The organism is Amycolatopsis nalaikhensis, from assembly GCF_030264295.1.
Lineage (GTDB): Bacteria > Actinomycetota > Actinomycetes > Mycobacteriales > Pseudonocardiaceae > Amycolatopsis > Amycolatopsis nalaikhensis.
Window position 1 is genome coordinate 2,232,891 of record NZ_CP127173.1, and the last position, 24,326, is coordinate 2,257,216.

The 24,326-nt window shown below is 70.7% G+C and carries 22 protein-coding genes and 3 pseudogenes; 12 read left to right on the top strand and 13 right to left on the bottom strand.

The window, feature by feature from the left end:
* The first annotated feature begins 119 nt into the window (after nt 1–119).
* The 3 genes from QP939_RS10935 (at nt 120) to QP939_RS10945 (ending at nt 3,102) form a co-directional block, all read left to right on the top strand.
* Nucleotides 120–1,400: a hydroxyacid-oxoacid transhydrogenase gene (locus QP939_RS10935; RefSeq protein ID WP_285456569.1), complete on the top strand. Its 1,281-nt coding sequence runs from the start codon at nt 120–122 to the stop codon at nt 1,398–1,400.
* A complete protein-coding gene (locus QP939_RS10940) occupies nt 1,394–1,807 on the top strand; it encodes an acyl-CoA thioesterase (RefSeq protein ID WP_285456570.1) in 414 nt (137 codons plus the stop codon). The genes QP939_RS10935 and QP939_RS10940 overlap by 7 nt, the downstream gene beginning before the upstream one ends.
* Before the next feature lie 392 nt (nt 1,808–2,199).
* A complete protein-coding gene (locus tag QP939_RS10945) occupies nt 2,200–3,102 on the top strand; it encodes an IS5 family transposase (protein WP_285449251.1) in 903 nt (300 codons plus the stop codon).
* Between the two features lie 212 nt (nt 3,103–3,314).
* On the opposite strand, the gene QP939_RS10950 is transcribed toward QP939_RS10945, so the two are convergent.
* The 4 genes and pseudogenes from QP939_RS10950 to lanKC all read right to left on the bottom strand — a co-directional run bounded on the left by QP939_RS10950 (nt 3,315) and on the right by lanKC (nt 9,798).
* Complete coding sequence (locus tag QP939_RS10950; RefSeq protein WP_285456571.1) at nt 3,315–5,258, bottom strand: ATP-binding cassette domain-containing protein; 1,944 nt, start codon at nt 5,256–5,258, stop codon at nt 3,315–3,317.
* A complete protein-coding gene (locus QP939_RS10955) occupies nt 5,255–6,922 on the bottom strand; it encodes an ABC transporter ATP-binding protein (RefSeq protein ID WP_285456573.1) in 1,668 nt (555 codons plus the stop codon). The genes QP939_RS10950 and QP939_RS10955 overlap by 4 nt, the downstream gene beginning before the upstream one ends.
* Before the next feature lie 127 nt (nt 6,923–7,049).
* Nucleotides 7,050–7,193, bottom strand: a complete 144-nt coding sequence (locus tag QP939_RS10960; protein WP_285456575.1) for a SapB/AmfS family lanthipeptide — start codon at nt 7,191–7,193, stop codon at nt 7,050–7,052.
* 39 nt (nt 7,194–7,232) lie between these two features.
* Nucleotides 7,233–9,798: pseudogene (gene lanKC, locus QP939_RS10965) on the bottom strand (class III lanthionine synthetase LanKC).
* Between the two features lie 449 nt (nt 9,799–10,247).
* Between lanKC and QP939_RS10970 the strand changes: the two are divergent.
* Both QP939_RS10970 and QP939_RS10975 read left to right on the top strand, forming a co-directional pair.
* Nucleotides 10,248–10,613 carry a hypothetical protein gene (locus QP939_RS10970; RefSeq protein WP_285456576.1) on the top strand — a complete coding sequence of 122 codons (366 nt, stop codon included), beginning with the start codon at nt 10,248–10,250 and terminating at the stop codon, nt 10,611–10,613.
* Between the two features lie 22 nt (nt 10,614–10,635).
* Nucleotides 10,636–11,007: a hypothetical protein gene (locus QP939_RS10975; RefSeq protein ID WP_285459711.1), complete on the top strand. Its 372-nt coding sequence runs from the start codon at nt 10,636–10,638 to the stop codon at nt 11,005–11,007.
* On the opposite strand, the gene QP939_RS10980 is transcribed toward QP939_RS10975, so the two are convergent.
* Nucleotides 10,997–12,856, bottom strand: a complete 1,860-nt coding sequence (locus QP939_RS10980) for an ArnT family glycosyltransferase (protein WP_285456577.1) — start codon at nt 12,854–12,856, stop codon at nt 10,997–10,999. The two genes, QP939_RS10975 and QP939_RS10980, sit on opposite strands and share 11 nt — an antisense overlap.
* A gap of 246 nt (nt 12,857–13,102) precedes the next feature.
* On the opposite strand from QP939_RS10980, the gene QP939_RS10985 reads away from it, so the two are divergent.
* A complete protein-coding gene (locus tag QP939_RS10985) occupies nt 13,103–13,819 on the top strand; it encodes a S1 family peptidase (RefSeq protein ID WP_285456578.1) in 717 nt (238 codons plus the stop codon).
* Between the two features lie 47 nt (nt 13,820–13,866).
* Here QP939_RS10985 and QP939_RS10990 read toward each other — a convergent pair whose 3' ends face one another.
* The 8 genes and pseudogenes from QP939_RS10990 to QP939_RS11025 all read right to left on the bottom strand — a co-directional run bounded on the left by QP939_RS10990 (nt 13,867) and on the right by QP939_RS11025 (nt 20,453).
* Nucleotides 13,867–15,168 (bottom strand): alginate lyase family protein, encoded by a 1,302-nt coding sequence (locus tag QP939_RS10990; RefSeq protein ID WP_285456579.1) that lies wholly within the window; start codon nt 15,166–15,168, stop codon nt 13,867–13,869.
* An 87-nt stretch (nt 15,169–15,255) separates the two neighbouring features.
* The gene (locus QP939_RS10995) at nt 15,256–15,720 is read right to left on the bottom strand and encodes a (2Fe-2S)-binding protein (protein ID WP_285456580.1); all 465 of its coding nucleotides are present in this window, start codon (nt 15,718–15,720) and stop codon (nt 15,256–15,258) included.
* A complete protein-coding gene (locus QP939_RS11000; RefSeq protein WP_285456582.1) occupies nt 15,717–16,550 on the bottom strand; it encodes an FAD binding domain-containing protein in 834 nt (277 codons plus the stop codon). The genes QP939_RS10995 and QP939_RS11000 overlap by 4 nt, the downstream gene beginning before the upstream one ends.
* The gene (locus QP939_RS11005; protein ID WP_352252615.1) at nt 16,547–17,770 is read right to left on the bottom strand and encodes a xanthine dehydrogenase family protein molybdopterin-binding subunit; all 1,224 of its coding nucleotides are present in this window, start codon (nt 17,768–17,770) and stop codon (nt 16,547–16,549) included. Before QP939_RS11005 ends, QP939_RS11000 begins: the two co-directional genes overlap by 4 nt.
* Nucleotides 17,768–18,801, bottom strand: a pseudogene (locus QP939_RS11010) (xanthine dehydrogenase family protein molybdopterin-binding subunit); the annotation flags it as partial. The gene QP939_RS11005 and the pseudogene QP939_RS11010, both read right to left, overlap by 3 nt.
* Nucleotides 18,802–18,952: 151 nt before the next feature.
* Nucleotides 18,953–19,450: a SixA phosphatase family protein gene (locus tag QP939_RS11015; RefSeq protein ID WP_285456586.1), complete on the bottom strand. Its 498-nt coding sequence runs from the start codon at nt 19,448–19,450 to the stop codon at nt 18,953–18,955.
* Complete coding sequence (locus QP939_RS11020) at nt 19,435–19,956, bottom strand: hypothetical protein (RefSeq protein ID WP_285456587.1); 522 nt, start codon at nt 19,954–19,956, stop codon at nt 19,435–19,437. Before QP939_RS11020 ends, QP939_RS11015 begins: the two co-directional genes overlap by 16 nt.
* Entirely contained in the window at nt 19,953–20,453 is a 501-nt protein-coding gene (locus QP939_RS11025; RefSeq protein ID WP_434219643.1) for a SigE family RNA polymerase sigma factor, read from the bottom strand. The genes QP939_RS11020 and QP939_RS11025 overlap by 4 nt, the downstream gene beginning before the upstream one ends.
* 1,330 nt (nt 20,454–21,783) lie before the next feature.
* Here QP939_RS11025 and QP939_RS52375 point away from each other — a divergent pair.
* The 6 genes and pseudogenes from QP939_RS52375 to QP939_RS11050 all read left to right on the top strand — a co-directional run.
* Nucleotides 21,784–21,975, top strand: a pseudogene (locus QP939_RS52375) (Arm DNA-binding domain-containing protein); the annotation flags it as partial.
* Between the two features lie 21 nt (nt 21,976–21,996).
* Entirely contained in the window at nt 21,997–22,752 is a 756-nt protein-coding gene (locus tag QP939_RS11030) for a site-specific integrase (protein ID WP_285456589.1), read from the top strand.
* Nucleotides 22,670–23,122, top strand: a complete 453-nt coding sequence (locus QP939_RS51800) for a tyrosine-type recombinase/integrase (RefSeq protein ID WP_352250977.1) — start codon at nt 22,670–22,672, stop codon at nt 23,120–23,122. The genes QP939_RS11030 and QP939_RS51800 overlap by 83 nt, the downstream gene beginning before the upstream one ends.
* Nucleotides 23,123–23,290: 168 nt before the next feature.
* Nucleotides 23,291–23,674 (top strand): sensor histidine kinase, encoded by a 384-nt coding sequence (locus QP939_RS11040; RefSeq protein WP_285460054.1) that lies wholly within the window; start codon nt 23,291–23,293, stop codon nt 23,672–23,674.
* An 8-nt stretch (nt 23,675–23,682) separates the two neighbouring features.
* On the top strand, nt 23,683–23,919 hold the full coding sequence (locus QP939_RS11045; protein WP_285459712.1) for an ATP-binding protein: 237 nt from the start codon (nt 23,683–23,685) through the stop codon (nt 23,917–23,919).
* A 27-nt stretch (nt 23,920–23,946) separates the two neighbouring features.
* Nucleotides 23,947–24,180 (top strand): hypothetical protein, encoded by a 234-nt coding sequence (locus QP939_RS11050; RefSeq protein WP_285456592.1) that lies wholly within the window; start codon nt 23,947–23,949, stop codon nt 24,178–24,180.
* Nucleotides 24,181–24,326 lie beyond the last annotated feature (146 nt).

The window sequence follows — 24,326 nt, forward strand, 5'->3', positions numbered from 1 at the left end:
AGAGCTTAGGCGGGCACCGTTCAGTGCAGTCAAGTGATCTTCGCCGAAACCCGGCAAGGATAGGCCGAATGTCCGCTTTGACCGACTGTCAGCCGATCAAGGGAGCGAGGACCGCAGTCTTGGCCGCGACCGAACATGAAACCGTTTTTACTTATGGCGCACCGGCGTTGAAGTACGGCACCGGAGCCAGCGACGAGATCGGTTACGACCTCACGCAGTACGGCGCGCACCGCGTGCTGGTCGTGACCGACCCGCAGGTGGCCGCGACCGGCTGGCCCCGCCGCATCGCCGACGGCATCGCGGGCTACGGCATCGAGACCGAGATCTTCGATGGCGTACACGTCGAGCCCACCGATGTCAGCATGCAGAAGGCGGTTGACTTCGCCCGCGGAACCGGTCCGTACGACGCCTTCGTGGCGGTCGGCGGCGGGTCTGCCATCGACACCGCCAAAGCCGCGAACCTGCTGACCAGCAACGACGGCGAGCTGATGGATTACGTCAACGCGCCGGTCGGCGGCGGCCGCGCACCGGACCGCCCGCTGAAGCCGCTGGTCGCGGTTCCCACCACCACGGGCACCGGTTCGGAGAGCACCACGGTCTGCGTGCTGGACGTGCTGTCCCTTCGCGTCAAGAGCGGGATCAGCCACCTCCGGCTGCGCCCGACCCTCGCGGTCGTCGACCCGCGGCTGACGGTCAGCCAGCCGGCCGGCGTGACCGCCGCCAGCGGCATGGACATCCTGTGCCACGCCGCCGAGAGCTACACGGCCAAGCCGTACACGGAGTTCGAGCGCAAGCGCCCGGAACAGCGCGTGCCGTACTGCGGCTCGAACCCGCTGGCCGACATGTTCGCCGAGCAGTCGCTGCGGCTGCTGTCCTGGGCACTGCCCGCCGCGGTGCGCGACGGTTCCGACCTCAAGGCCCGCGAAGCCATGGCCTTGGCCGCGACGTTCGCCGGACTCGGGTTCGGCAACGCCGGCGTGCACATCCCGCACGCGAACGCGTACCCGATCGCCGGGCAGGTCAGGGACTTCCACCCGGAGGGGTACCCGGGCGAAGAGCCCATGGTGCCCCACGGCATGGCCGTTTCGCTGACCGCGCCCGCCGCGTTCCGCTTCACCTTCGACGCGGCACCGGACCGCCACCTGCGCGTCGCGCGCCTGCTGGCGCCCGACTTCGAGTGGCCCGGCGACTTCGCCGACCACCTGCCGGCCGTGCTGATCGACCTGATGCGGAGGATCGGCATCCCGGACGGCATCGGCGCCGTCGGCTACAGCGAGTCCGATGTGGACTCGCTCGTCGAAGGAACGCTGAAGCAGCAGCGGTTGCTGGCCACCGCACCGCGCGAGGCGTCCGCTGACGACCTTTCGGACATCCTGCGCGAGTCGGTGTCCCTGTGGTGAACGGGTATCCGCACTGGCAGACGGTTCCGTTGCGCTGGAAGGACAACGACGTCTACGGGCACGTCAACAACGTCGTGCACTACTCCCTGATGGACACGGTGATCAACACCTGGCTGATCGAACAGGGCGGCCTCGACATCGAGGCCGGGGCGGTGATCGGGCTGTGCGTCGAGTCGCACTGCGGCTACCACGCATCGGTTTCCTTTCCTGGTTCGCTGCGGGTGGGGTTGCGGGTGGCGCACCTCGGGAAGTCCAGCGTCCGCTACGAGATCGGGATGTACGCCGCCGACGAGTCCCTGGTCGCCGAAGGGCACTTCGTGCACGTCTTCGTGGACCGCGAAACGCGACGGCCGACCCCGGTCTCCGGGAAACTGCGCGAGGCTTTGGAAGCCCTCCAACCCGGCTGAGGTGCGTCGGCTGCGGGTTCCTCCTCTCTGATCGGTGCTGCGTCTTTGCCGTGCTTCCGATCATGCACCCGCGCGCCGACAAAACCGGCCGAGCGGCCCGAGTTGTCCACAGCCGGCTCGGCGATCGGCGAGTTGTCCACAGATTCGTGACGAGGTCTTCCCAAGCCCTTCGACGGCGATACCGTGGAAGGGCAGCAAATCAGTCCACAGTGGATGGGCGATCAGCTCACCCCGGCAGCTCGAGGCACGGATGGCGACCTAGAGCCTGTTTTGATGTGCTGACCAGCGGAGTTTCTGGCCGGCGTTGTGGGTGCGGCGTGTCTTGGATCAAATAGACGAGGTCTCCGGTAGACCGATCAACGACCAAGCTGATCAAGAACACCGGAGACCTCGTGCCCAGCGTAGCGGCGGCGGGGCGAGCCGATCTGACTGACGCGCAGTGGGCGATCCTGGAACCGCTGCTGCCCGTCGGTAAGAAGCCCGGCCGCCCGCCACTGTGGAGTAAACGCCAGCTCCTGGACGGCATCCGCTGGCGGGTCCGTGTCGGCTCGCCGTGGCGTGACGTCCCACCCGAGTATGGCTGCTGGCAAACCGTCTATGGCTTGTTCCGGCGCTGGCAGCGCGCCGGTGTGTGGGCGCTGATCCTGGCCGGGTTGCAGACCCGGGCCGACGCCGCCGGGCTGATCACCTGGGACGTGAGCGTGGATTCCACGATCAACCGGGCGCACCAGCACGCAGCAGGTGCCCGCATCGAGTGTGACCTGCAGAAAGAACCGCCAGGCGGTATCGGCGAGCCCGAACCAGCCGACCACGCGCTGGGCCGGTCGCGGGGAGGCTGGACGACCAAGCTGCACCTGGCCACCGAGCAAGGCCAGAAACCACTGTCGTTGCTGGTGACCGCCGGTCAACGCGGTGACTCGCCGCAGTTCGAGGCGGTGCTGGCAAGGGTCCGGGTCGCCCGGATTGGTGGTGGGCGAGCCCGGACCCGGCCGGATCGTGTCCTGGCGGACAAGGCCTACAGTTCCCGCGCCAACCGGGCCTATCTGCGGCGGCGCGGGATCGCGTGCACGATTCCCCAGCCTTCTGATCAGGTCCGGCATCGCCGCAACCGCGGCCGGGCCGGTGGGCGACCACCAGCATTTGACCCAGAGATCTACAAGCAACGGCATGCGGTCGAGTGCGGCATCAACCGGCTCAAACGCAACCGGGCGGTGGCCACACGGTTCGACAAACTCGCAGTCCGCTACGAGGCAACCGTCCACATCGCGGCGATCAACGAGTGGCTACGACATTGAAACAGGCTCTAGGCGTCGATCCGGTCGCGGAGGCACCGAGGTGGGCGGGTGGCCCGGCAGTGGTTGCGGACCCGTCATCGGAAGGCGCCCCGGCGGCGCTCGCGGAACCGCTGTCCACGCCCGGACTGGAGGTGGTCGCGGGACCGTCGCCGGAAGGCGCCCCGCCGGCGGGAGCGCGACCACCGACTGCAGGCGGCCCGTCAGCGCTCGCCTCACCGTCGGCGGAAAGCGTCCCGCCGGCGGTGAGGCCACTGCCGACGGGCGGCCCGGCGACGCTCCCGGCAACGGTCGCGAAGCCATTGCGCGCGGGCAGCCCGGACGAAGGTGCGGGTCCGTCGCCGGCAGACGCCCCGGCGACGCCCGCACCACTGTCCACAGGCGACTTGACGACGGTACCGGCCGGTTCCCCGTCCGCGTCCGCCTCCGGACCGGCTCCGGTGGCTGGGGCCCCAGCCACCGGAGCCGCCCAGGCCTGCATGCAGCTCCGCGTACCGCGCCGACCTGGCCAGCAGCTCGGTGTGAGTGCCCAAGGCGGTCTCGCGGCCGTCCATGACCAGCACGCGATCCGCGCGCAGGGCCGAGGAAAGCCGGTGCGCGATCACCACCAGCACACCACCCCGCGCGGCGAAGGCCCGCTCCGCGCGGGCTTCCGACACCGGGTCGAGATGGGAGGTAGCTTCATCCAGGATCACGAACTCCGCCGAACTGGCGTACACCCTCGCCAAAGCGAGCAGCTGGGCTTCGCCCGCGGAGATGCCTTCGCCGCCGTGACCGATCTCGGCGTCGAGGCCGCCCAGGCGACGTAGCAACGCGCCCGCGCCCACCGCATCCGCGGCGACCACCAGCGCATCGTCCGAGGCGGACGGGGCGAACAAGCCCACGTTGTCCCGTACGGTGCCCGCGAAGACGTAAGCCTCCTGCGGGATCAGCGCCACGAGCCGGTGCCGGAGCGCCGCGGGCACGTCCCGGACCGGGACACCGCCCAGCAGCACCCGGCCCTCCTGTGGCGTGAGCATCCCGGTCAGCAGGCCGGCCAATGTCGACTTGCCGATGCCACTCGGCCCGACGACGGCGAGGTGCTCCCCCGGCCGCAACCCCAGGTCCAGTTCACGGACCACGGGCTCGGCCGCGGCACCCCAGCCGAACGTCAGGCCGCGGACCTGGACGTCGGTGCTTCGCGGGGTCGCCGTCCCATCGGAAACGACGGGCAGCTCGGCCGTCTCCGCCAGCCGGCGGAGAGCGACCAGCAGGCGCAGGACGACCGTGCCCGCCGTGGCCGCGAGGCCGCGGAGGGCGGGCTGCATCGTCGTGGCCAGGTAGACGAGCGCGCCCAGGGCCGCCCCCGCGGTCAGCTCACCCCGGGCCACCAGCCCCGGCGCCATGGCCAGGGCCAGCAGCAGCGGGACGAACCCGCCGAGCGAGATCACCAGCGAGCGAAGAGCGCTCGACCGCGCGACGCGGATGGCGGCGGTCGCCTGGGCGTCGACCGCGTCGTACATCGCCAGGGCGGCGACCGGCTCGGCACCGCACGCGACGACGTCGCGCATCCCGGCCAGGGACGCGCCGATGGTCGCGGCCGTGTGCTCGTCGGCCAGCGCCTGCGCGCGCTGGCGGCGAGCCAGCGACGGAAGGAGGCAGACGAAGGCGACCAGCGCACCGATCACGGGCACCGCGACCGGCACCACCAGGGCGCCGGCGACGGTCACGAGCCCGGCGAGGGCGGACGCCGTGGTCACCAGCATTCCGCGGGCCTGCACCAGCAGGCCGGCGGTCGCGTCGCGGACCACCTCGACGTGCTGGGTGATCCGGGCGACGCCACTGGAGTCCGGCTGGTTGCGCGGCGGCGACTCGTCGTGCAGCACGCCACGGACGACGGCCGTCACGAGGGCGTCGCGCAGGGGCTCGACCACCTTGCCGAGCTGGTGCCACACCATCCGCGCGCCGAACGCGCCGAGCACGGCGGCCAGGCCGAACAGGGCCAGCCAGCCGAGTCCGGCCGCCGGGTCGCCGACCGAGAAGCCACGGTCCACGGACAGCTCGACCAACCGTCCCGAGAAGAAAGCAGGCAGGCCTTCGAGCACCGAGCACGCGAGCAGGACGACACCGCCGCGCCACTGACCGGCGAGTGCGGACCAGTACAACCGGCGCAGGCTCACTGGTCGTCCTCCGTGAAGACGCCCCGGTAGCCCGGCTCCCGCCAGAGGGCGGCATGCGGGGCCACGGCGCGGATGCGGCCGTCCTCGAGCCAGACGACGAGGTCCGCCCGGGCGGCGGTGCCCGCGCGGTGGGTCACGACGACGCGCGTGCGGCCGGGCATCGCCCCGGCCAGGGCGCGCTCGACCGCGGCCTCGGTGACCGTGTCGAGGCTGGCGGTGGCGTCGTCGAAGATCAGGACGCGCGGGTTGTGCACGATCGCGCGGGCCAGTCCGAGGCGCTGGGCCTCGCCGCCCGAAAGGGGTGTCTCGGTCAGCGGGGTGCGGTAGCCGTCGGGCAGGCGGACGACGACCTCGTCGACCTGCGCGGTCCGGCATGCGCCGCGGATGGCGGACTCGCCGGCCCACGAGCCGTAGCCGACCGCGTCGGCGACCGTGGCGCCGAGCAGTGCGGGCCGTTCGAACGCGTAGCCGACCACCGCCCGCAGCTCCTCGGGGCGAATGCGCTGGAGCGGACGGCCGTCGAGCAGGACCTGGCCCTCGTCGGGTGGGATGAGCCCGCCGAGCACGCCGGCCAGCGCGGACTTCCCCGCGCCCGACCGGCCGACCACCGCCACGAAGGTGCCGCCGTCGATGCGCAGGTCGATCTCCGCGAGCGCACCCGCGACCCCGACGTGCTGGAGGTCCACGGTGCCGTCGCCCGGCAGGAGCGGCAGCTTGCCGGGCACGGGTTCGGGCTCGTCGAGGACCTCGACGATCCGTTCGGCGCAGCCGCGGGCCCGGGAGAGCATGGTGAGCAGCGGGATCTGGGTGACGAGACCGAGGGCGAGGGCGACGTAGCCGAGCGTGGCGACGACGTCGCCGACGCTGAGGCGGCCCGCCAGCACGCCGAAGCCGGCCGCGGCCAGCACGGACAGCTCGACCGCCGGGGTCAGGAGCCCGGCGCGCCAGACCATGCGGGCCTGGGTGCGCCAGAGGCTCTGCCCGGCGAGCGTCAGCTTCGGCAACGGGCGCAGGACGCGCTCGGCCTCGCGGTCGGCCGTGCCGGACGCGGCGATCGTGCGGAGGCCGGCGACCGCGTCGACCATCCTGGCCGCCAGTTCGCCGGAAACGCGCTGGTAGGTGAGGACGTCGTCGGCCGTGCGGCGCAGGTGGCTGCGGGCGAGCAGCAGGGCGAACGGGATGCTGCCGAGGAAGACCAGCGCCAGCCGCCAGTCCAGGAGAGCCAGGAGCACGACGGCGCCGGTGGAGATGATCAGCATCGACCCGCACTGGACGACGATCGTGACGATGCCGCCGGCGCCGGTGCAGTCGCCGGTGAGGCGGCTGATCGCGTCGCCCTCGGCGAAGCGAGACCGGGTGCCCAGGCGGAAGAGCTTGTCGGAGAGGGTGCGGCGCAGCCACGCGGACGCGGTCGCGGCCACGCGGGTGGTCAGGATGCCGCCGATGACGTCGGCGGCGATCTCCGCGCCACCGACCAGCAGGAGCCAGGAGACTTCGCGCCAGCTCGGGCGGCCCGCGACCACGGTGTCCACCGCGGCCGCGAGCGCGCCGGGAAGGAGCAGGCCGGCCGCGGTGGCGACCAGCGCGGTGAGGACGACGGCGGCCAGTCGGGGGCGATCGAGACCGGCCACCCGGGCCAGCAGCCGATCGGCGGGGCCGCGCATCTCACTCCTTCGGACGAGGTGCCGCCGGGGCGGTACCGGGCGAGAATGAAGGCGCGGGAGCGGCGCACTTGGCCTGTGCCGCTCCCGCACCGTTCACCTCGGCACTACTTGCCGTCGATCCACCAGGTCAGTGGCAGGTCAGCAGGCTGACGGTGCTGTCGGCGCAGGAAGCGAGCAGGCTCAGGTTCGACGTGCCGCCGCCACCGCCACCGTGGCCGCCGTCGAGCACCTCGGGGGTCTCCATGGCCTGCAGCTCCAGAACGAGTTCCATCGGGGGTTCCTTTCCGGTTGTTCTTCGTGTCCGCCGGTCCTAGCGACCGGAGGTCTGTGGGGACGGCGTGCCGCCCAGGAAGGGCAGCACCTCCTTTCCGTCCTGCAGGGCGGCGAGGGCGAGGAGGATCCCCGCGCTGCCGGTCTTGAGGTCCATCGACAGGCGCAGCAGCTGGTTGCCGGGGAAGGCGAGGCCGCCCTTGAACGGCACCGCGTACCAGGCCAGCCGGGCCAGGTGGAGGTCGATCGCCGCGCGGATCGGGGGCTCCGGGTCCGGGTTCATGCCCAGCGCCACCGCCAGCCCGCACCGGCCGTAGAGCAGGCCGGGGTGGATGACGAACTCGCCGCGGCACGATTCGCGCAGGCCGGGGAGGCTCGCGCAAGCCTCCGCCTCGGGGCGGTGGCGGGCCAGCTGCTCGGCGACCAGGAGGATCCCGGCGCTGCCGATGCCTGCGTAAGGCAACGTGCGGGCCGCGCCGTCGCGGACCTGGAGGGAACCGTCGTCGGCCTCGACGCACTCTTCGAGGTCGCGGCTCAGGGCCTGGTCGGCGAACGACAGCCACGCGGGCTCGCCGGTGCGCTCGAAGAGCCGGATGAACAACAGCGCCGGGCCAGACCAGCCGGACAGCAGGCCGGCGCGGGCGAAGTTGCCCGGCGGGGCGGCCGTCTCCAGTGCCTCGGCCAGCCGGACGGCCGTGGTCAGCGCCTGGCGGCCGAACTCGTTGTCCTGGCGGGCCGCCGCGAAGTGGAGCATGGTCAGGCCGATGCCGGCCAGGCCGCCCTCGAGCGCGTGGTCCGTCGTCTGCTCGACGAGCCGCGCGGACGACGTCAGAAGCTTGGTCGCCTCGTCGTGGTGACCGAAGTTCTCCAGCACGTAGGCGATGCCGTAGCTGCCGTCGTAGAAGCCGGGGCGGGTCGGCGGTTCACGGCGGACCGAGTCGATCAGCCAGCGCTCGTGCTCGGGGAACCGGCCGGCGCCGGTGATGTCGAGGGCGTGCAGCACGCCCGCGGCACCGACGCCGAAGCAGGCGCCGCCGACCCGGAACTGCTCGATGTCGCCGGGGAACAGCCGGTCCTGGCGCTCGGGGGTCGCGCTCGCGAGGATCGCCTCGGCGATCTGCTTGCGGACCAGCGGCCAGTCGGGTTCGTCCTGGTCGAGCTCGGTGTGGACCGGTGCCGGCTCCGCGGGAACGGCACGCGGGGCCAGCACCGCGACTGCGGCGTCCGCGTAGCCGCGGGGCAGCGCGAACCGGCGTTCGACGAAGTCGGCGATGCCGCGCAGCTTCGCGGGGGCGAAGCTCCGTCAGCTGCGAAAGCGGCAGGAACAGCCACAGCCGGAGCGCGGCGACGGCGTGCTCGTCGATCTCGAAGCCGGCGCGGTCGGCCGGGGCGCGGAAGCCGGGCGCGCCCAGTGCCGGGCGGTCGCCGGACTCGACGTCGAACGCCATCTCGAAGTCGATCAGGGAGATGCGGCCGTCGTCGTCTTCGTCGATCAGGATGTTCAGGGGGTGCAGGTCGCCGAAGACGATGCCGCGGGCGTGGATCTCCTCGATCGTCCGCTCGACCTTGGCGACGATTTCCAACGCGCGCTTCGCGTAGTCCGCGAGGTCGGCGTCCGTCGTGCCGCGCCTGGTCAGCGGGTAGTTGCGGGCCAGCCAGTTGCCCAGCGAGTTGCCCGGCATGTACTCCATGGCCAGGTAGTGGTGCTCCCAGACGGTGAAGCGCTCGAAGACCTTCGGCACGCCGGGGACGTCGGCCAGCCGATCGAGGACCTCGTGCTCGCGGCGGAGGCGCTCGACGGCGTCGATCCGCGCCTTGTCCAGGCCGGCGTACGGGCGGGCCTCCTTGAGGACGACCTGCTCGCCGCCCGCCTTGGGGTCGGCGAGGTAGACGCCGCCGCCGTTCGAGAAGTGGAGCGAACTCTTCACCTGGTAGGGGAACTGGGCTGGGTCGCCGGCCTTGCGCGCGGCGATGCTGCCCTGCAAACACGCCGGAATCTTCACCCAGTCGGGCACCGAGAACGTCGGTTCCCGCTTGTCCGGCACCAGCCTGCCGTCGGGCTTGCGGATCGCGAGGACGCGGTTGCCGTCGTGCTCGACCCACCGTTCGGCGAATCCTCCGTAACGGACGTAGAGTGGTCCGTCGCCGTATCGCAAGTCGCTGAGGATATATGCGCCGTGCTCGCCCTCGAGGCGCGCCGACAGGTCTTCGAGAACCCGCGCCAGCTCGTTGTCGTCGGCCGGGTAAATCGTCACCAGCTTGGCGCTGCCGTCGCGGGGTGCGTATTTGGAATTCCGCGCGAGCAGGGTGAGCACCGAGCGGAGGTGCTTGTAGGAGATCGAGTTCTCGATACAGTACTCGTGCACCTGCACGAGCACGCGGCGGGCGTTGTCCAAGCCAGCGGAAACGTGGATTTTCCAACCCTGGCCGGGGAGTTCGCGGGCTTCGGGGTGCAGCACGCGCCAGACCCCGCGCTCGGCGGTGACCCAGCCCGACGCCGGCGCCGGGAGCGCCTGGGCGAAATCGTCGACCGGCGCACCGATTTCCCGTTGTTCGTCGTAGAACAACGGGTCGGCGAAGCAAAATGCTTCGTAGCGCAGGTCCATCGAAGATACCCCTCCGTGCGATCCCCCGGGACACCTCGGTTCCGGGACGGGAATATTTCCCCACGCCGAACGGTCCCGGGCCAATCCGCCAACCCGGGGGTTCAACTGGGCTATCCGAGGTAGGCAGAAAGGGCACTTACCGAGCGGTAGGAGGACCCAGCGTGATTCCGGCGTGATCCGCCAACCACCCTGTCGGGGTGTAACGCGAAGGTTTCTACGGTATTCCTGCTGGTCCACACAAGGGTTCAGCGGATTAATCCACCGAATTGGCAGAACGCCATCAACACGACCTGGTGATCAATTTTCCCAATACCCCCGCGTCGCGTGACCTTGATTTGTCCATTGTGGAACAGCCTGGGTGGCCCGCGCCACGCCCGCGGGACCTCGGCCGACGGGTCCGCCGGTACCACGGAGTAAGTTGGCGGCCGGCGGACCGGAAGGAGGAACGGGTGATCTTCGGATTCGCCGTGACGGTCGCCGTGGCGGCCACGCTCGTCGCGCTGTGGAGCTTCGTGCAGTCGGCCCGCAACCGGCTGCCGGACAACCCGCTCCTGATCGCGCTCGCGGTCCTCGAACTGCTGCTGGTCGCCCAGCTGGTGATCGGGATCGTGCTGCTCGCCGGCGGCGATCGCCCCGGGAGCCTGGCGACGTACCTGGCCTACCTGATCGGCTGCCTGGTCGTGCTGCCGGTCGGCGCCGCCTGGGCGCTGGCCGAGCGGAGCCGGTCGAGCACCGTCGTGCTCGGCATCGCCTGCCTGGCCATCCCGGTGATGGTGCTGCGACTGAACGAGGTGTGGAGTGGAGCAACAGCGTAGGACGGCCTCCGGCCCCGGACGGGTGCTCGTCGCCGTGTACGCGATCTTCGCGCTGGCCGCGACGTCGCGGGCGGGCGTCCAGATCGGCACAAAGTTCCACGAAGCCCCGCTCGCCTACCTGCTCTCGGCGTTCGCCGCGGTCGTCTACATCGTCGCGACGGTCGCGCTCGCCAAGCGCGGCGACGCCTGGTGGCGCGTGGCCCTCGTGGCCTGCTCGATCGAGCTGCTGGGCGTGCTGACCATCGGCACGCTGAGCCTGGTCGACGCCGCCGCGTTCCGGCACCCGACCGTCTGGTCGGTCTACGGCGAGGGCTACTTGTTCATCCCGCTGGTGCTGCCGGTCGTCGGGCTGTACTGGCTGCGCCGGACCGCGCCCGCGAAAGTCACGGCCTGACGCAGTCGAACAGCACGCCGACGCTGGCGGCGTCCGGGCCGATCCGCGCGGGCGGCACCGGGCGGCAGTGCTTCGCCTCCCACGCGACCCGGCGGGGCAGCTCCCCCGCGTCCGCCGCCGGGATCGCGGACGCGCGGCCCGACGCGCGGCCGATCTCGAGGAACACCCGCGGCAGCAGCACGAACCGCAGCTTCCCGGCCGCCACCCAGCCCGGGAGGTCCGCGGCGGACGGCGCCGGGTCGAAGCCGAGGTAGCCGCCGAGCGGGGCGACGCGAGCATCGGTGTTCAAGACGAACGGGTCCGCGCCGTACGTCCCGCCCTCGACCGCCAGGACGACGCCCGCCGACGGCGCTTGGGCCTGCGCGTACGCGAGGACCTCCCGCTGGCCGGGGCTCAGCTGGTACGAGCTCTCGATGAACCGGACGTACCCGGCCTCGGCCCCCGAGCCCGTGCTGATCCCGACGACGTGCCGGATCGCGGACGTCGACGGCGGCCCGGCACCCGGGTCGGCGGTCTCCAGCACGCTGACCGGCCGCGCGGCCGTGTCGACGGCGAAGGCCGCGGGCCCGGCCAGGACGGCAGCCAACCCCGTCACGACCGCGACGCGTGAAGCCCGCAGCGAAGCCGCGACGACGGTGAGCAGCGCCAGGACGAGCACGGTGTACCGCAGCCACGGCAGCCAGTCCGGCGTCCGGTCGAGCAGGACGTACGCGAACACGGCCGTCCCCGCCACCGCGGCGGGCAGCACGAGCCGGGCGTGGGGCCACGTCGAGGCCGTGACCAGGCCGTTCGCGGCGAGTGCGGCGATCGCCGGGGCCAGTTCGGCGGTGTAGTACGCATGGAAGATGCCGCCGGTGAACGAGAACACCGCGACTCCCGCGACGAGCCAGCCACCCCACAACACCCAGCCCGCCTTCACCCCCGGCGCAGCGCCGCGTGCGCGGAACGCGGCCACGACCAGCGAGACCAGCGCGAGTGGCAGCAGCCAGGCGATCTGCCCGCCGACCTCGGCGTCGAACAGCCGCAACGGCCCCGGTCCGCCGCCGAGCGCCGTGCCGACGGCCGCGCCGTAGCCGCCGCTGCCGCCGACCAGCCGCGTCAAGCCGTTGTAGCCGAAGGCGAGCTGCCACACCGAGCCGTCCGTGGTGCTGCCGACGAACGGCTTCGCCCCCGGCCACAGGCTGACCGCGACCGGCCACGCCAGCGACACGGCCACCGTCACCACTCCCGCCAGGCCGACCCAGGCGACCCGACGCCCGCGCGAACCGGGCATCACCACGAACGCGGCCAGCGCCAACCCCGGCAGCACGATCCACGCGGCGAGCATCTTCGTCAGGAAGCCCAGGCCGACGAACACCCCGGCCCACACCAGCCACCGGCCGCCGCCGTCGGCGCGGGTGACGCAGTACGCCGCGAGCAGCAGCAGGAGCACCAGCAGCGTGTCCGGGAGGTTGTCGCGGTTGATGGCCGCGGTGATCGGCGTCAGCGCGAACAGCGCCGCGGCGAGCAACGCGGCCCGCGGCCCCGCCCAGCGCCGCACCACCCGGTGCAGCACGAACACCGCGGCCACGCCCTCGATGACCTGCACCAGCGCGATCGCCCACGGGTGGAACCCGAACACGACGACGCCGAGCGCCTGCGCCCAGAACGCGAGCGGCGGCTTGTCGACCGTGACGACGCCCGCCGGGTCGAAGCCCGCGAAGAAGAACGCCGTGACGTCGCGGGTCATCGAATGCACGGCGGCGACGTAGTACGGCTGCAGCGCCCGGCCACCGAGCGCCCACCCCCACAGCACCGCCGCAACGGCCAGCACCACACCCACCGCGACCCGCTCGGCCTTCCGCGTCATGGCAAAAACGCTAGGGCGGCGCGACGCCGGAGTCCTCAAGCCCGGGTTTGATCCCGTCGGGTACGTCTCCACCCGTGGGTTGAGCGCGGAACAGTACGGGAACTGCACGTAGCCCGTCCGCGGAAATAAATACGGATCCGACCGGACTTTCGTCGGTTCCGGACATTCCCCGCGAACTCGGACACTTTCGGTGTTCGGTCCCCACCGGCTTTCCCCACGCGGTTCTCCGCGTGAAAAGGAGTCAGCGTGAAATTCGGCAAGTTCGTCCTGCTCGCCGCGAGCGCCGCGTTGGCCGTCGTCGGCCTCGCCGGCCCCGCGGCCGCCGAGAGCACCCCGCAGGCCCAGCCGTCGATCATCGGCGGCAGCACCGCCACGAGCGGTCCGTGGGCGGCGCGGCTGTTCGTCAACGGCCAGCAGAACTGCACCGCGACGATCATCGCGCCGCAGTACATCCTCACCGCCAAGCACTGCGTCAGCAGCTCCGGCACCTATACCTTCCGCATCGGCAGCCTGGACCAGACCAGCGGCGGGACGATGGCCACCGGCGCCAGCATCACGAGGTACCCCGGCGCGGCCGACCTGGCGATCGTCCGGCTCACGACCTCGGTCAACGCGGCGTACTCGCCGCTCGGCAGCGTCGGTGACGTCTCGGTCGGCCAGAACGTCTCGGTCTACGGCTGGGGCGCGACCAGCCAGTGCGGCTCCGAGATCAACTGCCAGTCGCGGTACCTGAAGGTCGCGACGGTCCGGGTGAACTCGATCAGCTGCAGCGACTACACCGGCGGCGTCGCGGTGTGCGCGAACCGCGTCAACGGCATCACCGCCGGCGGCGACTCGGGCGGCCCGATGTTCGCTTCCGGGCGCCAGGTCGGCGTCGCGTCGACCAGTGACCGCGTGAACAACACCGCCTACACGAACATCACGCGGTACCGCAGCTGGATTTCGCAGGTCGCCGGGGTCTGATCCCCGGGAAAAGGGCCCGGCCGCGCAGGCCGGGCCCTTTTCCGCCGTCAGGACGTCGAAATGTCGTCGAGCTGTTCGGCGGCGGGCCGCACCGGGTAGAGGTCGCCGCCTGGCTGGACCGGCACCAGCGGCAACGCCGTCCGCGCGGCCTGGTCGCCCGCGTCCGCCGCCGCGTGCAGGACGTCCAGGGCCGCGTACGGCCGGAAGTCCATCTCCGGGTACGGCCACGCGGACTGACCTCGCGTCGCGCCCGGGATCACGAAGTCGACTGCCTTGAACAGCGTCGCGCCGCTGGGTGCGGTGTAGTGCCACAGGTCGACGCCGACGTGCTCGCCGATCTGTGCGAGCCGCGTGAGCGCGACGAGGTTGAAGTTGGAGTAGTGCCAGCTGCGGGTCCGGCTCGCTTCTTGGGGCTGGTAGCCGTCCGGCTGGATCTGCGCCGCGATCCGCTTCGGACCGGCGTCCGCGGCGATCGTCTTGGCCAGGTCCCGCTGCCCGGTGCCGAGCGCGAGCGCGGCGGCGAGCATGTCGTAGAAGCTGCCGTGGTTGTTCTGCGCCGCGGCTTCGTCGGTGCCGTTCTTGCTGGTGCGCAACCAGGTCAGGAACTGCGTGTACCAGCCGGTCATGCCCGCCTGGTCGGCCTTCGTCCAGCCGGGCGCGCCGACGGCGAGGATCGCGGTGGCGTCGACGACCTGGGTCAGCGTGTAGGAGAACTCGATGATGCCGATGCCGCGCCCGTCGACCTTGCAGGGAATTCCCTGCGCGTAGTCGAGGTTCGGGTTCATCTTCGTTTCGGCGTCGAGGAACCACGTGCGCAGGTCGAGCGCCGCGCGCTGGGCGTACCGCGCGTCGCCGGTGTAGTACCAGGCCAGCGCGAGCCGGTAGATCGCGGCGAACGCCTCGCCGCGGTAGGCGTGGTCGGTGATCTCGTCGACGATCGGGTTGCGCTGGCCGTCCTTCTGGACGAACGGGCAGCCCCACGGGTTTTCCGCGGTCGGCTGGGTCGTCGGCCACCAGTAGGGCGCGAGGCTGAGGTAGTCGTGCTTGTCCCCGCTGGGTGGGACCTGTTCTTTCGCCGTGACACTCCACGGCCCAGCGGTGAGGTCGCTCTTCGCCGCGGCCAGGAGCTTGTTCAACGCCGTGCGGGACGTCTTTTCGCCGACGAGCGCGGCGAACTTCGTCCGGAGCAGCTGGCCGCCGTCGAGAACGGCGGTGTCGGGCGCGCAGATCGGCCCGATGACCGGGACGCTGCAGCCGGACGGCCGCGGCGCGGCCTGCGCCGGGGCGGCGAACGACGTGGCGAGGCCGAGCGCGGCGAGCGCGGCCACGACGGTGTGGCGGAAAACCATGTCCGCTCCATTCACAAATATGAACATCAGACCTGTGAGTGAATGGAGAGTACGCATGTGAACATCACCTAGGCAATGCCCTTGCGGTCAGGTCTGCTTCGACGCGGCGGCAGCTCGGACGGCGTCGACGATGAACTGGTAGCCCGTGCACCGGCAGAGGTTCCCGGCGAGCGCTTCGCGGATCTCGGCTTCGCTCGGGTCCGGGTTGGTCGCGAGCAGCTCGGCCGCGGTCGCCAGCACGCCGGGCGTGCAGAAGCCGCACTGCAGGCCGTGCTGGTCGCGGAACGCCTGCTGCAGCGCGCTCAGCTCGCCGTCGGCCGCCAGGCCCTCGACCGTGGTGACCTCGGCGCCGTCCGCCTGCACGGCGAGCAGGCAGCACGCCCGCGCGGTCGCGCCGTCGAACGTGATCGTGCAGGCGCCGCACACGCCGTGTTCGCAGCCGACGTGCACGCCGGTGAAGCCCAGGTCGTGTCGCAGGAAATCGGCCAGCGTGCGCCGCGGTTCGCACTCGGCGGCGCAGACCTGGCCGTTGACCGTCAGGGTGACCTTCATCGGACCGCCTTCGTCAGGGCCCGCCGTCCGAGCACCGCGGCCATGTCGCGACGGTAGTCGGCGGGGGCGTGCAGGTCGGACGGCGGATCCGCGGCCGCCGCGATCTCCCGCGCGGCTTCGGTGATGACGTCGTCGGTGAGCGTCCGGCCCGCGAGCAGCTCCTCGGCCGCGCGCGCCCGGATCGGCGTCGGCCCGGCGCCCGCGACGGCGATGCGGATTCGGCCGTCCGCGGGTTCGAACGTGACGAACACGGCGACGAGCGGAAGATCCTTGCTGCGCCGGGAAAGTTCTTCGATGGCGCAGGCACCGCGCTGCACCGGGACACGGACCGCGACCAGCAACTCCCCCGACGTCAGCACTGTCCTGAATGGACTCTCGAAGAAGTCGAGCGCACGCACGGCACGGTCCCCGGACGGCCCGCGGACGACGAGTTCCGCGTCGAGAGCGAGCGCGACGGCGGGCAGCTCAGCCGCCGGATCGGCGTGCGCGAGGCTGCCGCCGAGCGTGCCGCGGTTGCGGGTCGTGACGTGCCCGACGTGCCGCAACGCCTGCGCGAGCAGGGGCAGATCGCGCCGCACCACCTCCGACGTCTCGACGGCGCGTTGCCGCGTGAGCGCCCCGATCTCGACGACGTCGTCGGTTCGGCGGATGTACGCGAGGTCGTCGAGCCCGTTGACGTCGACGAGCAGCGACGGCCGCGCGAGCCGCATGTTCAGCAGCGGCACCAGGCTCTGCCCACCGGCGAGCACCCGCGCGCCGTCGGCGGCCAGCGCGTCGATCGCGTCGCCCACCGAATCCGCGCGGACGTAGTCGAACGCCGCCGCCTTCACCGCGCGCTCCCGCGCTTGATCGCGGCCAGGAGGTTCGGCGGCGTGATCGGCAACGCCGTGATCTTGACGTCGTAGTCGCGCAACGCGTCCTCGACGGCGTGCGCGATCGCCGCGCCGCCGCCGATCACCCCGGCCTCGCCCATGCCCTTGAAACCGCCGGGGATGTGGTCGGCAGGCGTGCTCATGTGCGCGAGCGTGAACGGCGGCACCTCGGTCGCCGTCGGGAGCAGGTAGTCGCGGAACGTCCTGGTCAGCATCCGCCCGCCGTCGTCGAAGGTGAGTTCTTCGTAGAGCGCGCCGCCGACGGCCTGGGCCGCGCCGCCGTGCAGCTGGCCGTCGACGATCAGCGGGTTGATCACCGTGCCGCAGTCGTGCGCGATGAGGTAGCCGAGCAGCGTCACCACGCCCGTCTCGGGGTCGACTTCGGCGAGCACGGCCGTGCAGCCGAACGCCGTCGCGACGTTGGCCGGGTCGTAGACCTCGGTCTCCTCCAGCGTCGGCGTCTCGTCTTCGGGCAGGAAGCCCTGCAGTCGCCGGTACGCCGCGTCGCCGACCTGGTCCATGCCGATGGAGCGGTCCGGGACGCCGGCGACGGAGATCCGGCCGTCCTCGACGACGAGGTCGTCCGGCGAGGCCTCGAGGATGTTGGCGGCGATCCGCAGCACCTTCGCCTTGAGCCGAGTCGCGGCGGTCAGCACGGCGGCCCCGCCGACGGCCGCCGCGCGGCTCGCGCCGGTGCCGTACCCGGTGTAGGGGCAGGAATCCGTGTCGCCGGAGACGACCGTGACGTGCTCGAGCGGCACGCCGAGCGCGTCGGCCGCCACCTGCGCCAGCGCGGTGTGGATGCCCTGCCCCATCGCCGACTGTCCGGTGTGGACGGTCACGTGCCCGGTGGCGTCGATCCGCACGACCTCTTCGTCGAACCCCGAATGCTGCAGCCCGCTCAAGTTCACGATCCGGCTCGGGCCGAAGGCGGTGAGCTCGTTGTGGAACGAGTACCCGATGCCCACGCAGGCGCCGCGCGCCCTCGCCTCGGCGACGCGCTCGGCCCAGCCCGCCTGCTCGACGGATTTCAGGCACAGGTCGAGGCATTCCTCGTAGCGTCCGCTGTCGAAGACGAACACCGGGCTCTGGTACGGGAACGCCTCGGGCGGCACGAAGTTCTTGCGCCGCACGGCATGCGCGTCCAGGCCGAGCTTCGCGGCGAGCAGCTCGACCATCCGCTCCTGTACGAAGTTCGCCTTCGGCAGACCCCAGCCGCGGTAGGAGCCGTACGGCGTCCGGTTGGTGACAACGGCGACGACGTCCATCCGCACGGCGGGGATCGCGTATGGCCCGGTGATGAGCGCCGCCGTGGTGAAGCAGGGACCGAAGGCGATCGTCCCGAGCTCGCCGCCGAGCACGCCGTGGACGGTGCCCCGCACGCCGGTGATCGTGCCGTCGGCCTTCGCGGCGTACTCGACGTCGATCTTCTGCTCGCGCGAATGGACGTTGGCGACGAAACTCTCGACGCGGTCTTCGATCAGCTTTACCGGCCGCCCCGCACGTCGCGAAAGCAGCGCGGCCAGGACTTCTTCGCCGTAGAAGTCGAACTTGTTGCCAAAGCCGCCACCGACGTCCGGCGTCCGCACGCGGATTTCGCGACGGGCAGGCCGAGGACCTCGCCGAGCAGCTCACGGGCCAGGTTCGGCGCCTGCGTGGCGAGCCAGACGTCGAGCTGGCCGGTGAACGGGTCCCAGGTCGCGACGACACCGCGCGTCTCGAGGGGTGTCCCCATCTGTCGCGCGAAGCGGAAGGACTCGGCGAGCACGACGTCGGCGTCGGCGAAGGCGGAATCGACATCCCCGGCGGCGACGGTCGTGCGGGCGCAGACGTTGTCCGGCCAGTCGTCGTAGAGGCGAGGGGCGCTTTCGGCCGTCGCCTGTTCGAGCGTGCTGACGGCGGGGAGTTCCTCGTACTGGACGTCGATGAGTTCGAGGGCGTCTTCGGCGATGGCCCGGTCGCTCGCGGCGACGACGGCGACGCCCTGCCCGGGATAGCGGACGCGGTCGACGGCGAGCGGGTAGGCATCGGTGAGCCGCATGTCGGGAACGTTGCGCCAGACCACGGGCTGCGGGGCATGCACGGCGGCCTTGACCTCGGCGCCGGTGAGAACGACGGCGACCCCGGGCAACGCGGCGGCGGCGCGGAGATCGATGGATGTGATCCGCGCGTGCGGCAACGGACAGCGCAAAACGGCGGCTTCGAGCATCCGCGGCAGTGCGACGTCGTCGACGAAGCGAGCGCGCCCGGTCAGCAGCCGGAGATCTTCGGTGCGGAGCGCACGCGCTCCGATGAGCCCTCCCACGCGTCCACATTCCCATTCGAGGGGTGCGGCGCGCGTGGTACGAACGTGCGATCTTTCAGGCGTCCCGGGGTCGGAAGAAGGCCACGAGCCTTGCCTCGCTGAGCTGACCCCAGTCGCTGTTGACGGCGAGGAGGGCGGCGGCTCCGGTCGGGAACTTGGCCTGGACCTCGCGGGTGTCGTGCCCGTGCCCGGCGAGATGGAGGGTGAAGTCGCTGACGCCGGGCTCGTGCCCGACGAGAGCCAGTGTTTTCACTTCGGACGGCGTGCGGTGGGCGGCTTTGAGGAACTCGTCGACGTCGCCGCCGTAGAGGTCGTCGTCGTACTCGACCGGTGGCTTGGCCGGGAGGGCTTCGCTGACGCGCTGCCAGGTTTCGCGGGTGCGGGTCGCGGTGGAGCAGACGACCAGGTCGGGGACGTGGCCGTGGTCGGTGAGCCAGTGGCCGAGCTTGGGGGCGTCGCGGATGCCGCGCGGGGCGAGGGGGCGTTCGCGGTCGGGGAGGTCGTCCGACCAGTCCGACTTGGCGTGCCGGAGCACGATCAGCCACCTGTCCATGGCGTCACCCTAGCGAGCCCCAGTGCGGCGCACGTACCGGAATCTCCGGGGAAAACTCCGATGGCTCCTGCGGTCGCGTTGACGGCGTCGTCGGTGAGGACGCACGCGACGAGCGGGGGGATGTGGTCGGCTTCGGGTGGCTGGAAGCCGTACACGTTGGATCGCCAGCTGTCGGCGCAGATCTGCATGATGTCGACGGTGACGTCGCCGCGCCCGCCGTGGCCGCCGATGCCGACCGGGATGTGCTGGTTCGGCGAGTCGCTGGTGATGTCGGCTGTTCGGTAGCAATAGGCGATCTCCCGCTCGGTGGGGACGCCCGGGTCTCCGGCCGAACCAAGCCCCAGGACGACTCCGCTGGTGATCACGCCGACTCCCGAGACGACGGCGGCTGTCGCGACGGCACTGCGCCGCGCTCGGCCTTTGGCCTCGATGGCGTTGAAGTCGAGGGTCAGGGGTGGTTCGTCGGTGCCCAGGGCTTGGACCAGGAGGTCCTTCTCGTTCGTCATCGGACGCTCCCCTCGATGGGCTCGGTGTTCTCGCCGAGAAGCTGCCGAAGGGTGGCGAGGCCGCGGGCGGCTTGAGACTTGACGGTCCCTTCGGATATTCGGAGCACTTTGGCGGCTTCGGCGTTGGTGAGATCGCTGAAGAACCGCAGGACCAGCACGGCTCGCTGCTTCGGCGGCACCTTCTGCAGGGCCGTGCGAACGTCCAAGGCCGCGGCGGCCTCGGGGTCGTCGACCGGTGTGTCCGGCAGCGCGTTCCGCAGTTCGGCGCGGCGGTACGGCCGACGAGTCTCGTCGATGGCCAACCGCGAGATCACCCGTCGGGCGTAGGCGTCGATCCCAGCTGGGTCGAGCCGGTGGCGGCGGACGTACATCCGCAGCAAGGCCGTCTGGACCAGGTCTTCGGCCAGCGACCAGTCACCGCACATCAGGAAAGCTTCGCGGCGCCAGACGACGGCGCGTTCGCGAACGAGCTGACTGAACTCCCACCGATCGGCCACGACCACCCCTCTCGCAGGTACATACGAGAGGGAGGCGGCAAACCGTTGCATCGCGGACCGGGAACTCGGGTGTGCTCGAGACTGGCCGCTGACCAGGGAGTTTGAGTGGGCCGCCTGGGGCTCGAACCCAGAACCTACGGATTAAAAGTCTACGGGAAACCAATGTCGGCGAGTGTCACCGAATGCCGCCTTGTGCCAATAAATGCAGGTCAGCCGACATCTTCACCGTTTTTCAGTGTCGCGGAGTGTCGCCCAGTGTCAGGCTCTACTTCGGCAACGGAGCCCCATCGGAGACGCACTACCCATGATTCTGGGTCATTGCGGACCCACCGTCAATCATCCGAAGGCGCCGTGTTGTGCACCGCTGATCGCGAGCGACAGCAACCCAAGGGTGGCGTTGAAGCTCACAGCCGGCAGCTGTCCGACCACGCCCGCCAGCCTCTCGCGACCCACCCTTACTCCCAGCCTCATTGACCGCCGCTTCGGCTGCAGGGTCATGAAGTGCTGCGCTTGCGAGCGCGTGCTTGCGAAGACAGGAGCGCCAACCGCACAAAGTGCGCCCTCCGCAACGCCTCCGCCCGCTTCATCCGCTCGTCGTGCGGTAACACACCGCCCGGATCGACCTGCCTCGTCCACCGGTCGTCGAAACCACGTCGAGCTGGCGCGGTTGCGGCGGTCCGGTCGTCGCAATACGCCCATCGCGTGTAGCTGGCAACGCGTGCCGCCATGGATCGCTGCTCCGGCGTCACGACTTCTCCCGGCGGACCGGACCGACCTGGCCATGATCGGCCCGGACCGGTGGCAGGAGACGTCGAATCTCGGACATCGCGGCATCAGAGAGCGGCGGCGCGGACCGCACCACACGAGCAATGAACTCTTCCCGAGTCTCGCCGGGCTGACACCTTAAGATCATCATCAAGTCTTGAACACGCAGCCAAGCCCGCGCCCGCCGAACACGGCAAGATCACTCAGAAATGACCCCACCTCGGACGCCGCCGGGGTCATCGCCGTTATCGCCACAGGCCGCGCCAGGTCGAAGCTCGTGACTGGAGATCGCATCTCGTCCCAGCTGAGCATTCGACGCCACCGCATATCTGTCCTTTGTGGTCTACGATCACGGCAGCGACCGAGGTCAATGCCACACTGCCAAATTCCGCCCATCGTCACGCTGCCCTGTAACGAATAGGCCTTCTTCTGTGGACACTCGCCGGACACGGGTTCACGATCAAGTCCGGTGGCGATTCGCCGTGTTCACGGCAGTACACCGCCACTTCGCCCGCCTATGACGCAGCAGTGGTCACGGGTTTCGTTGTGAATGAGGTGCATGGCCATGACATCAGATGATGGATTGTTCAAACGATGCGGGTGTCACGACCCCGTGACGGGTCGCAGGTCGGGGAGCCGGTGCCCGCAACTGGCGGCGCGGGGGCATGGGAGCTGGTATTTCCGGCTGGAGATACCGCCAGGGAAAAACGGCAGGCGACGGCAGCTGCGCCGCGGTGGCTTCGCCTCACGGAAAGCAGCAGGCGCGGCGCGGGACTTCTTGAGCAAACCCGCCACCCTGGACGGCACTTCGGGCTCGGCGACAACGGTGGCGCAGTGGTTGCGGTTGTGGCTGGAAAGCCGGGAGAACCTCGCGCCGTCCACGATGCGCAGCTACGCCATGCACGCCCGGCGCCACCTCATACCGAACCTGGGGCGGGAACGGGTCACCGAGCTGACCCCGGCCCGGGTGCAGGCGATGTTTACCTCCCTGATCCGCACGCACGCGGCCACCGGCCGGCCGTTGTCGGTGGCGACGCTACAGCGTATCCAGGCCACCCTGCGCGTCGCGCTCAACGCCGCGGTCCGTCGGGGTCTGCTGGCTTCGAACCCGGCGCGCTTCGTGGAGCTGCCGTCCAGGTCGAAGCCCCATCCGGTGGTGTGGACCGCGACCCGGATCGCGCTGTGGCAGGCGGGCGGGATACGGTCGGCGGTCGCGGTCTGGACCGCTGCCCAGACCGCTGAGTTCCTTGCCTGGCTCCGCCGGAGCGAGCATCCGCTGTACGTGTTGTTCCACCTCGTCGCGCTGCTCGGGCTGCGGCGCGGCGAAGTGGCCGGGTTGCAGTGGGCCGATGTCGACCTGCGGGCGAGAACGGTCACCGTGGCCCGTCAAGTCCGTCAGGTCGGCAAGCACCTGGAAGCTCGCGGCGCCGAAAAGCGCCTCCAGCAACCGGGTGATCGCCCTGGACCACACGACAGCCGCGCTGCTGCAGGGTCTACGGATCGAATGGCTGGCCACCCACCCAGGCAGCAGTGAACCGGTCGGGTTTCTCTTCCCCGACCACTCCGGTGCTCCGTTGCGGCCGGACTTCCTGACTGTCATCTTCCGTCGGCTCAACACCGCATCAGGGCTTCCGCCGGTACGGCTGCACGACCTCCGCCACGGAGCCGCCAGCCTCTCCCTCGCCGCAGGCAACGACCTGCGCACCGTCCAAGCCCTGCTCGGCCACTCCAGCATCACGCTGACCGCCGACACCTACGCCGCTGTCCTGCCAGACCTCGCCCACCACGCCGCCGAAGCCACCGCCCGCCTCCTCCACGACGCCACCTGCCCTCGCTCCGGACGGCGGCGTCCAGTCCGGCGAACCCACCTGGGCCGCAAACACAAATCCGGCGCCAGGGGGTAAGACAGCGGGACGACATGCGGCTCTCGTCCTAAACTGGCACCGGTCGGAGTACCCGTGGGTGGGGCGAGGTGAGGGCGTGCTGTACGCCGTGGCTGGAGATGACCGCACCGGAGTCACTGGCCGAACCAGCCGCCACTGACCACCGGACCCACCAGGGAAACTGTGCCCATGACCCACTTCGCCCTGTCCGGACCGCTCACCTGGATCGGCCCTTCGGCACCGTCGCCGCTTCGCGAACGTCAACGGACAAACAATACCGAAGCGGTCTGCATCGGCGAGGCTATTCCCGTCGACCTCGCCGATGTCGCAGCGAAGGCCGTTCAGGAGACCCAGGCCGAAGCCGCGGAGCAAGGCGTGATGGTCGAGGTCGATTGTGTGCCGGTGCTCGTGGACGGCGACCCCACGCTCCCCGGCCGGCTCGCCGTCAATTTGCTGCACAACGCCATTCGGCACAACGAGCCCGGCGGACACGTCCAGGTCCGGGTAGCCCACGACCCCGGCCATCCGACGCCGACCGTGTCCAACACCGGCCCCCGGTTCCCGACGAGCTGATCGGGGAACTGTTCAAGCCGTTCGTCCGGGCCGCGCCCCGTACCCGCGGCGGCCACGGGATCGGCATGGCGATCATCCGCGCGGTCACCGACGCGCACGGCGGCACGGTCTCCGCGCGGCTTAACCCCGGCGGCGGCCTGACCGTCACCGTTGCCTTTACCGAAGCGGAGAACATTGCCCAACGCCGCGAAATCCCCGGTCCGGCTGAATGGGACACAGCCGGACGAGCACGTCCCGGCGTGTAGGAATTCCGCTGGGGGGGGAATTGCGAAATGCCGAAGAAGCGGTTGAAGGCAACGATCGCGGGCGGTGTGGTCCTCGCCGGACTGCTCGCCGGCGCGAGCGTCGCCTACGCGACAACGGGCGAGGGCGGGGGCTGCGGCCAGGCTCCCGCCATGACCAGCGCCAGCGGCCCCACCGGCGGCACGGCCGACCCGAGCGCCGGTCCGCCGGACGACCCGCTGTGTGTTGCCCGGGTCGCCCCCTTGCCGCCCACCTCCTACTGACGGTGAGCGCAACGCCGGGCCTGGTCGGGCGTTGCGTCGTCGACGAGATCTACCCGACAACGACGCTGTTCTCGCCGGCAAGAAGGATCAAGCCGTCGTCGGCAGCGCTGGCCAGCACACGGCGTCCGGACCTGCAGCAGTGTCAG

Coding starts and splice junctions, on each gene's coding strand:
- QP939_RS10955 (WP_285456573.1), bottom strand. CDS start 6,922: ATGCGCGGCCCCGCCGATCGGCTGCTGGCCCGGGTGGCCGGTCTCGAT.
- QP939_RS10960 (WP_285456575.1), bottom strand. CDS start 7,193: ATGGAACTCGTTCTGGAGCTGCAGGCCATGGAGACCCCCGAGGTGCTC.
- QP939_RS10980 (WP_285456577.1), bottom strand. CDS start 12,856: ATGACGCGGAAGGCCGAGCGGGTCGCGGTGGGTGTGGTGCTGGCCGTT.
- QP939_RS10990 (WP_285456579.1), bottom strand. CDS start 15,168: ATGGTTTTCCGCCACACCGTCGTGGCCGCGCTCGCCGCGCTCGGCCTC.
- QP939_RS10995 (WP_285456580.1), bottom strand. CDS start 15,720: ATGAAGGTCACCCTGACGGTCAACGGCCAGGTCTGCGCCGCCGAGTGC.
- QP939_RS11005 (WP_352252615.1), bottom strand. CDS start 17,770: ATGGTCGAGCTGCTCGCCGCGAAGCTCGGCCTGGACGCGCATGCCGTG.
- QP939_RS11015 (WP_285456586.1), bottom strand. CDS start 19,450: ATGGACAGGTGGCTGATCGTGCTCCGGCACGCCAAGTCGGACTGGTCG.
- QP939_RS11020 (WP_285456587.1), bottom strand. CDS start 19,956: ATGACGAACGAGAAGGACCTCCTGGTCCAAGCCCTGGGCACCGACGAA.
- QP939_RS11040 (WP_285460054.1), top strand. CDS start 23,291: ATGACCCACTTCGCCCTGTCCGGACCGCTCACCTGGATCGGCCCTTCG.
- QP939_RS11050 (WP_285456592.1), top strand. CDS start 23,947: ATGCCGAAGAAGCGGTTGAAGGCAACGATCGCGGGCGGTGTGGTCCTC.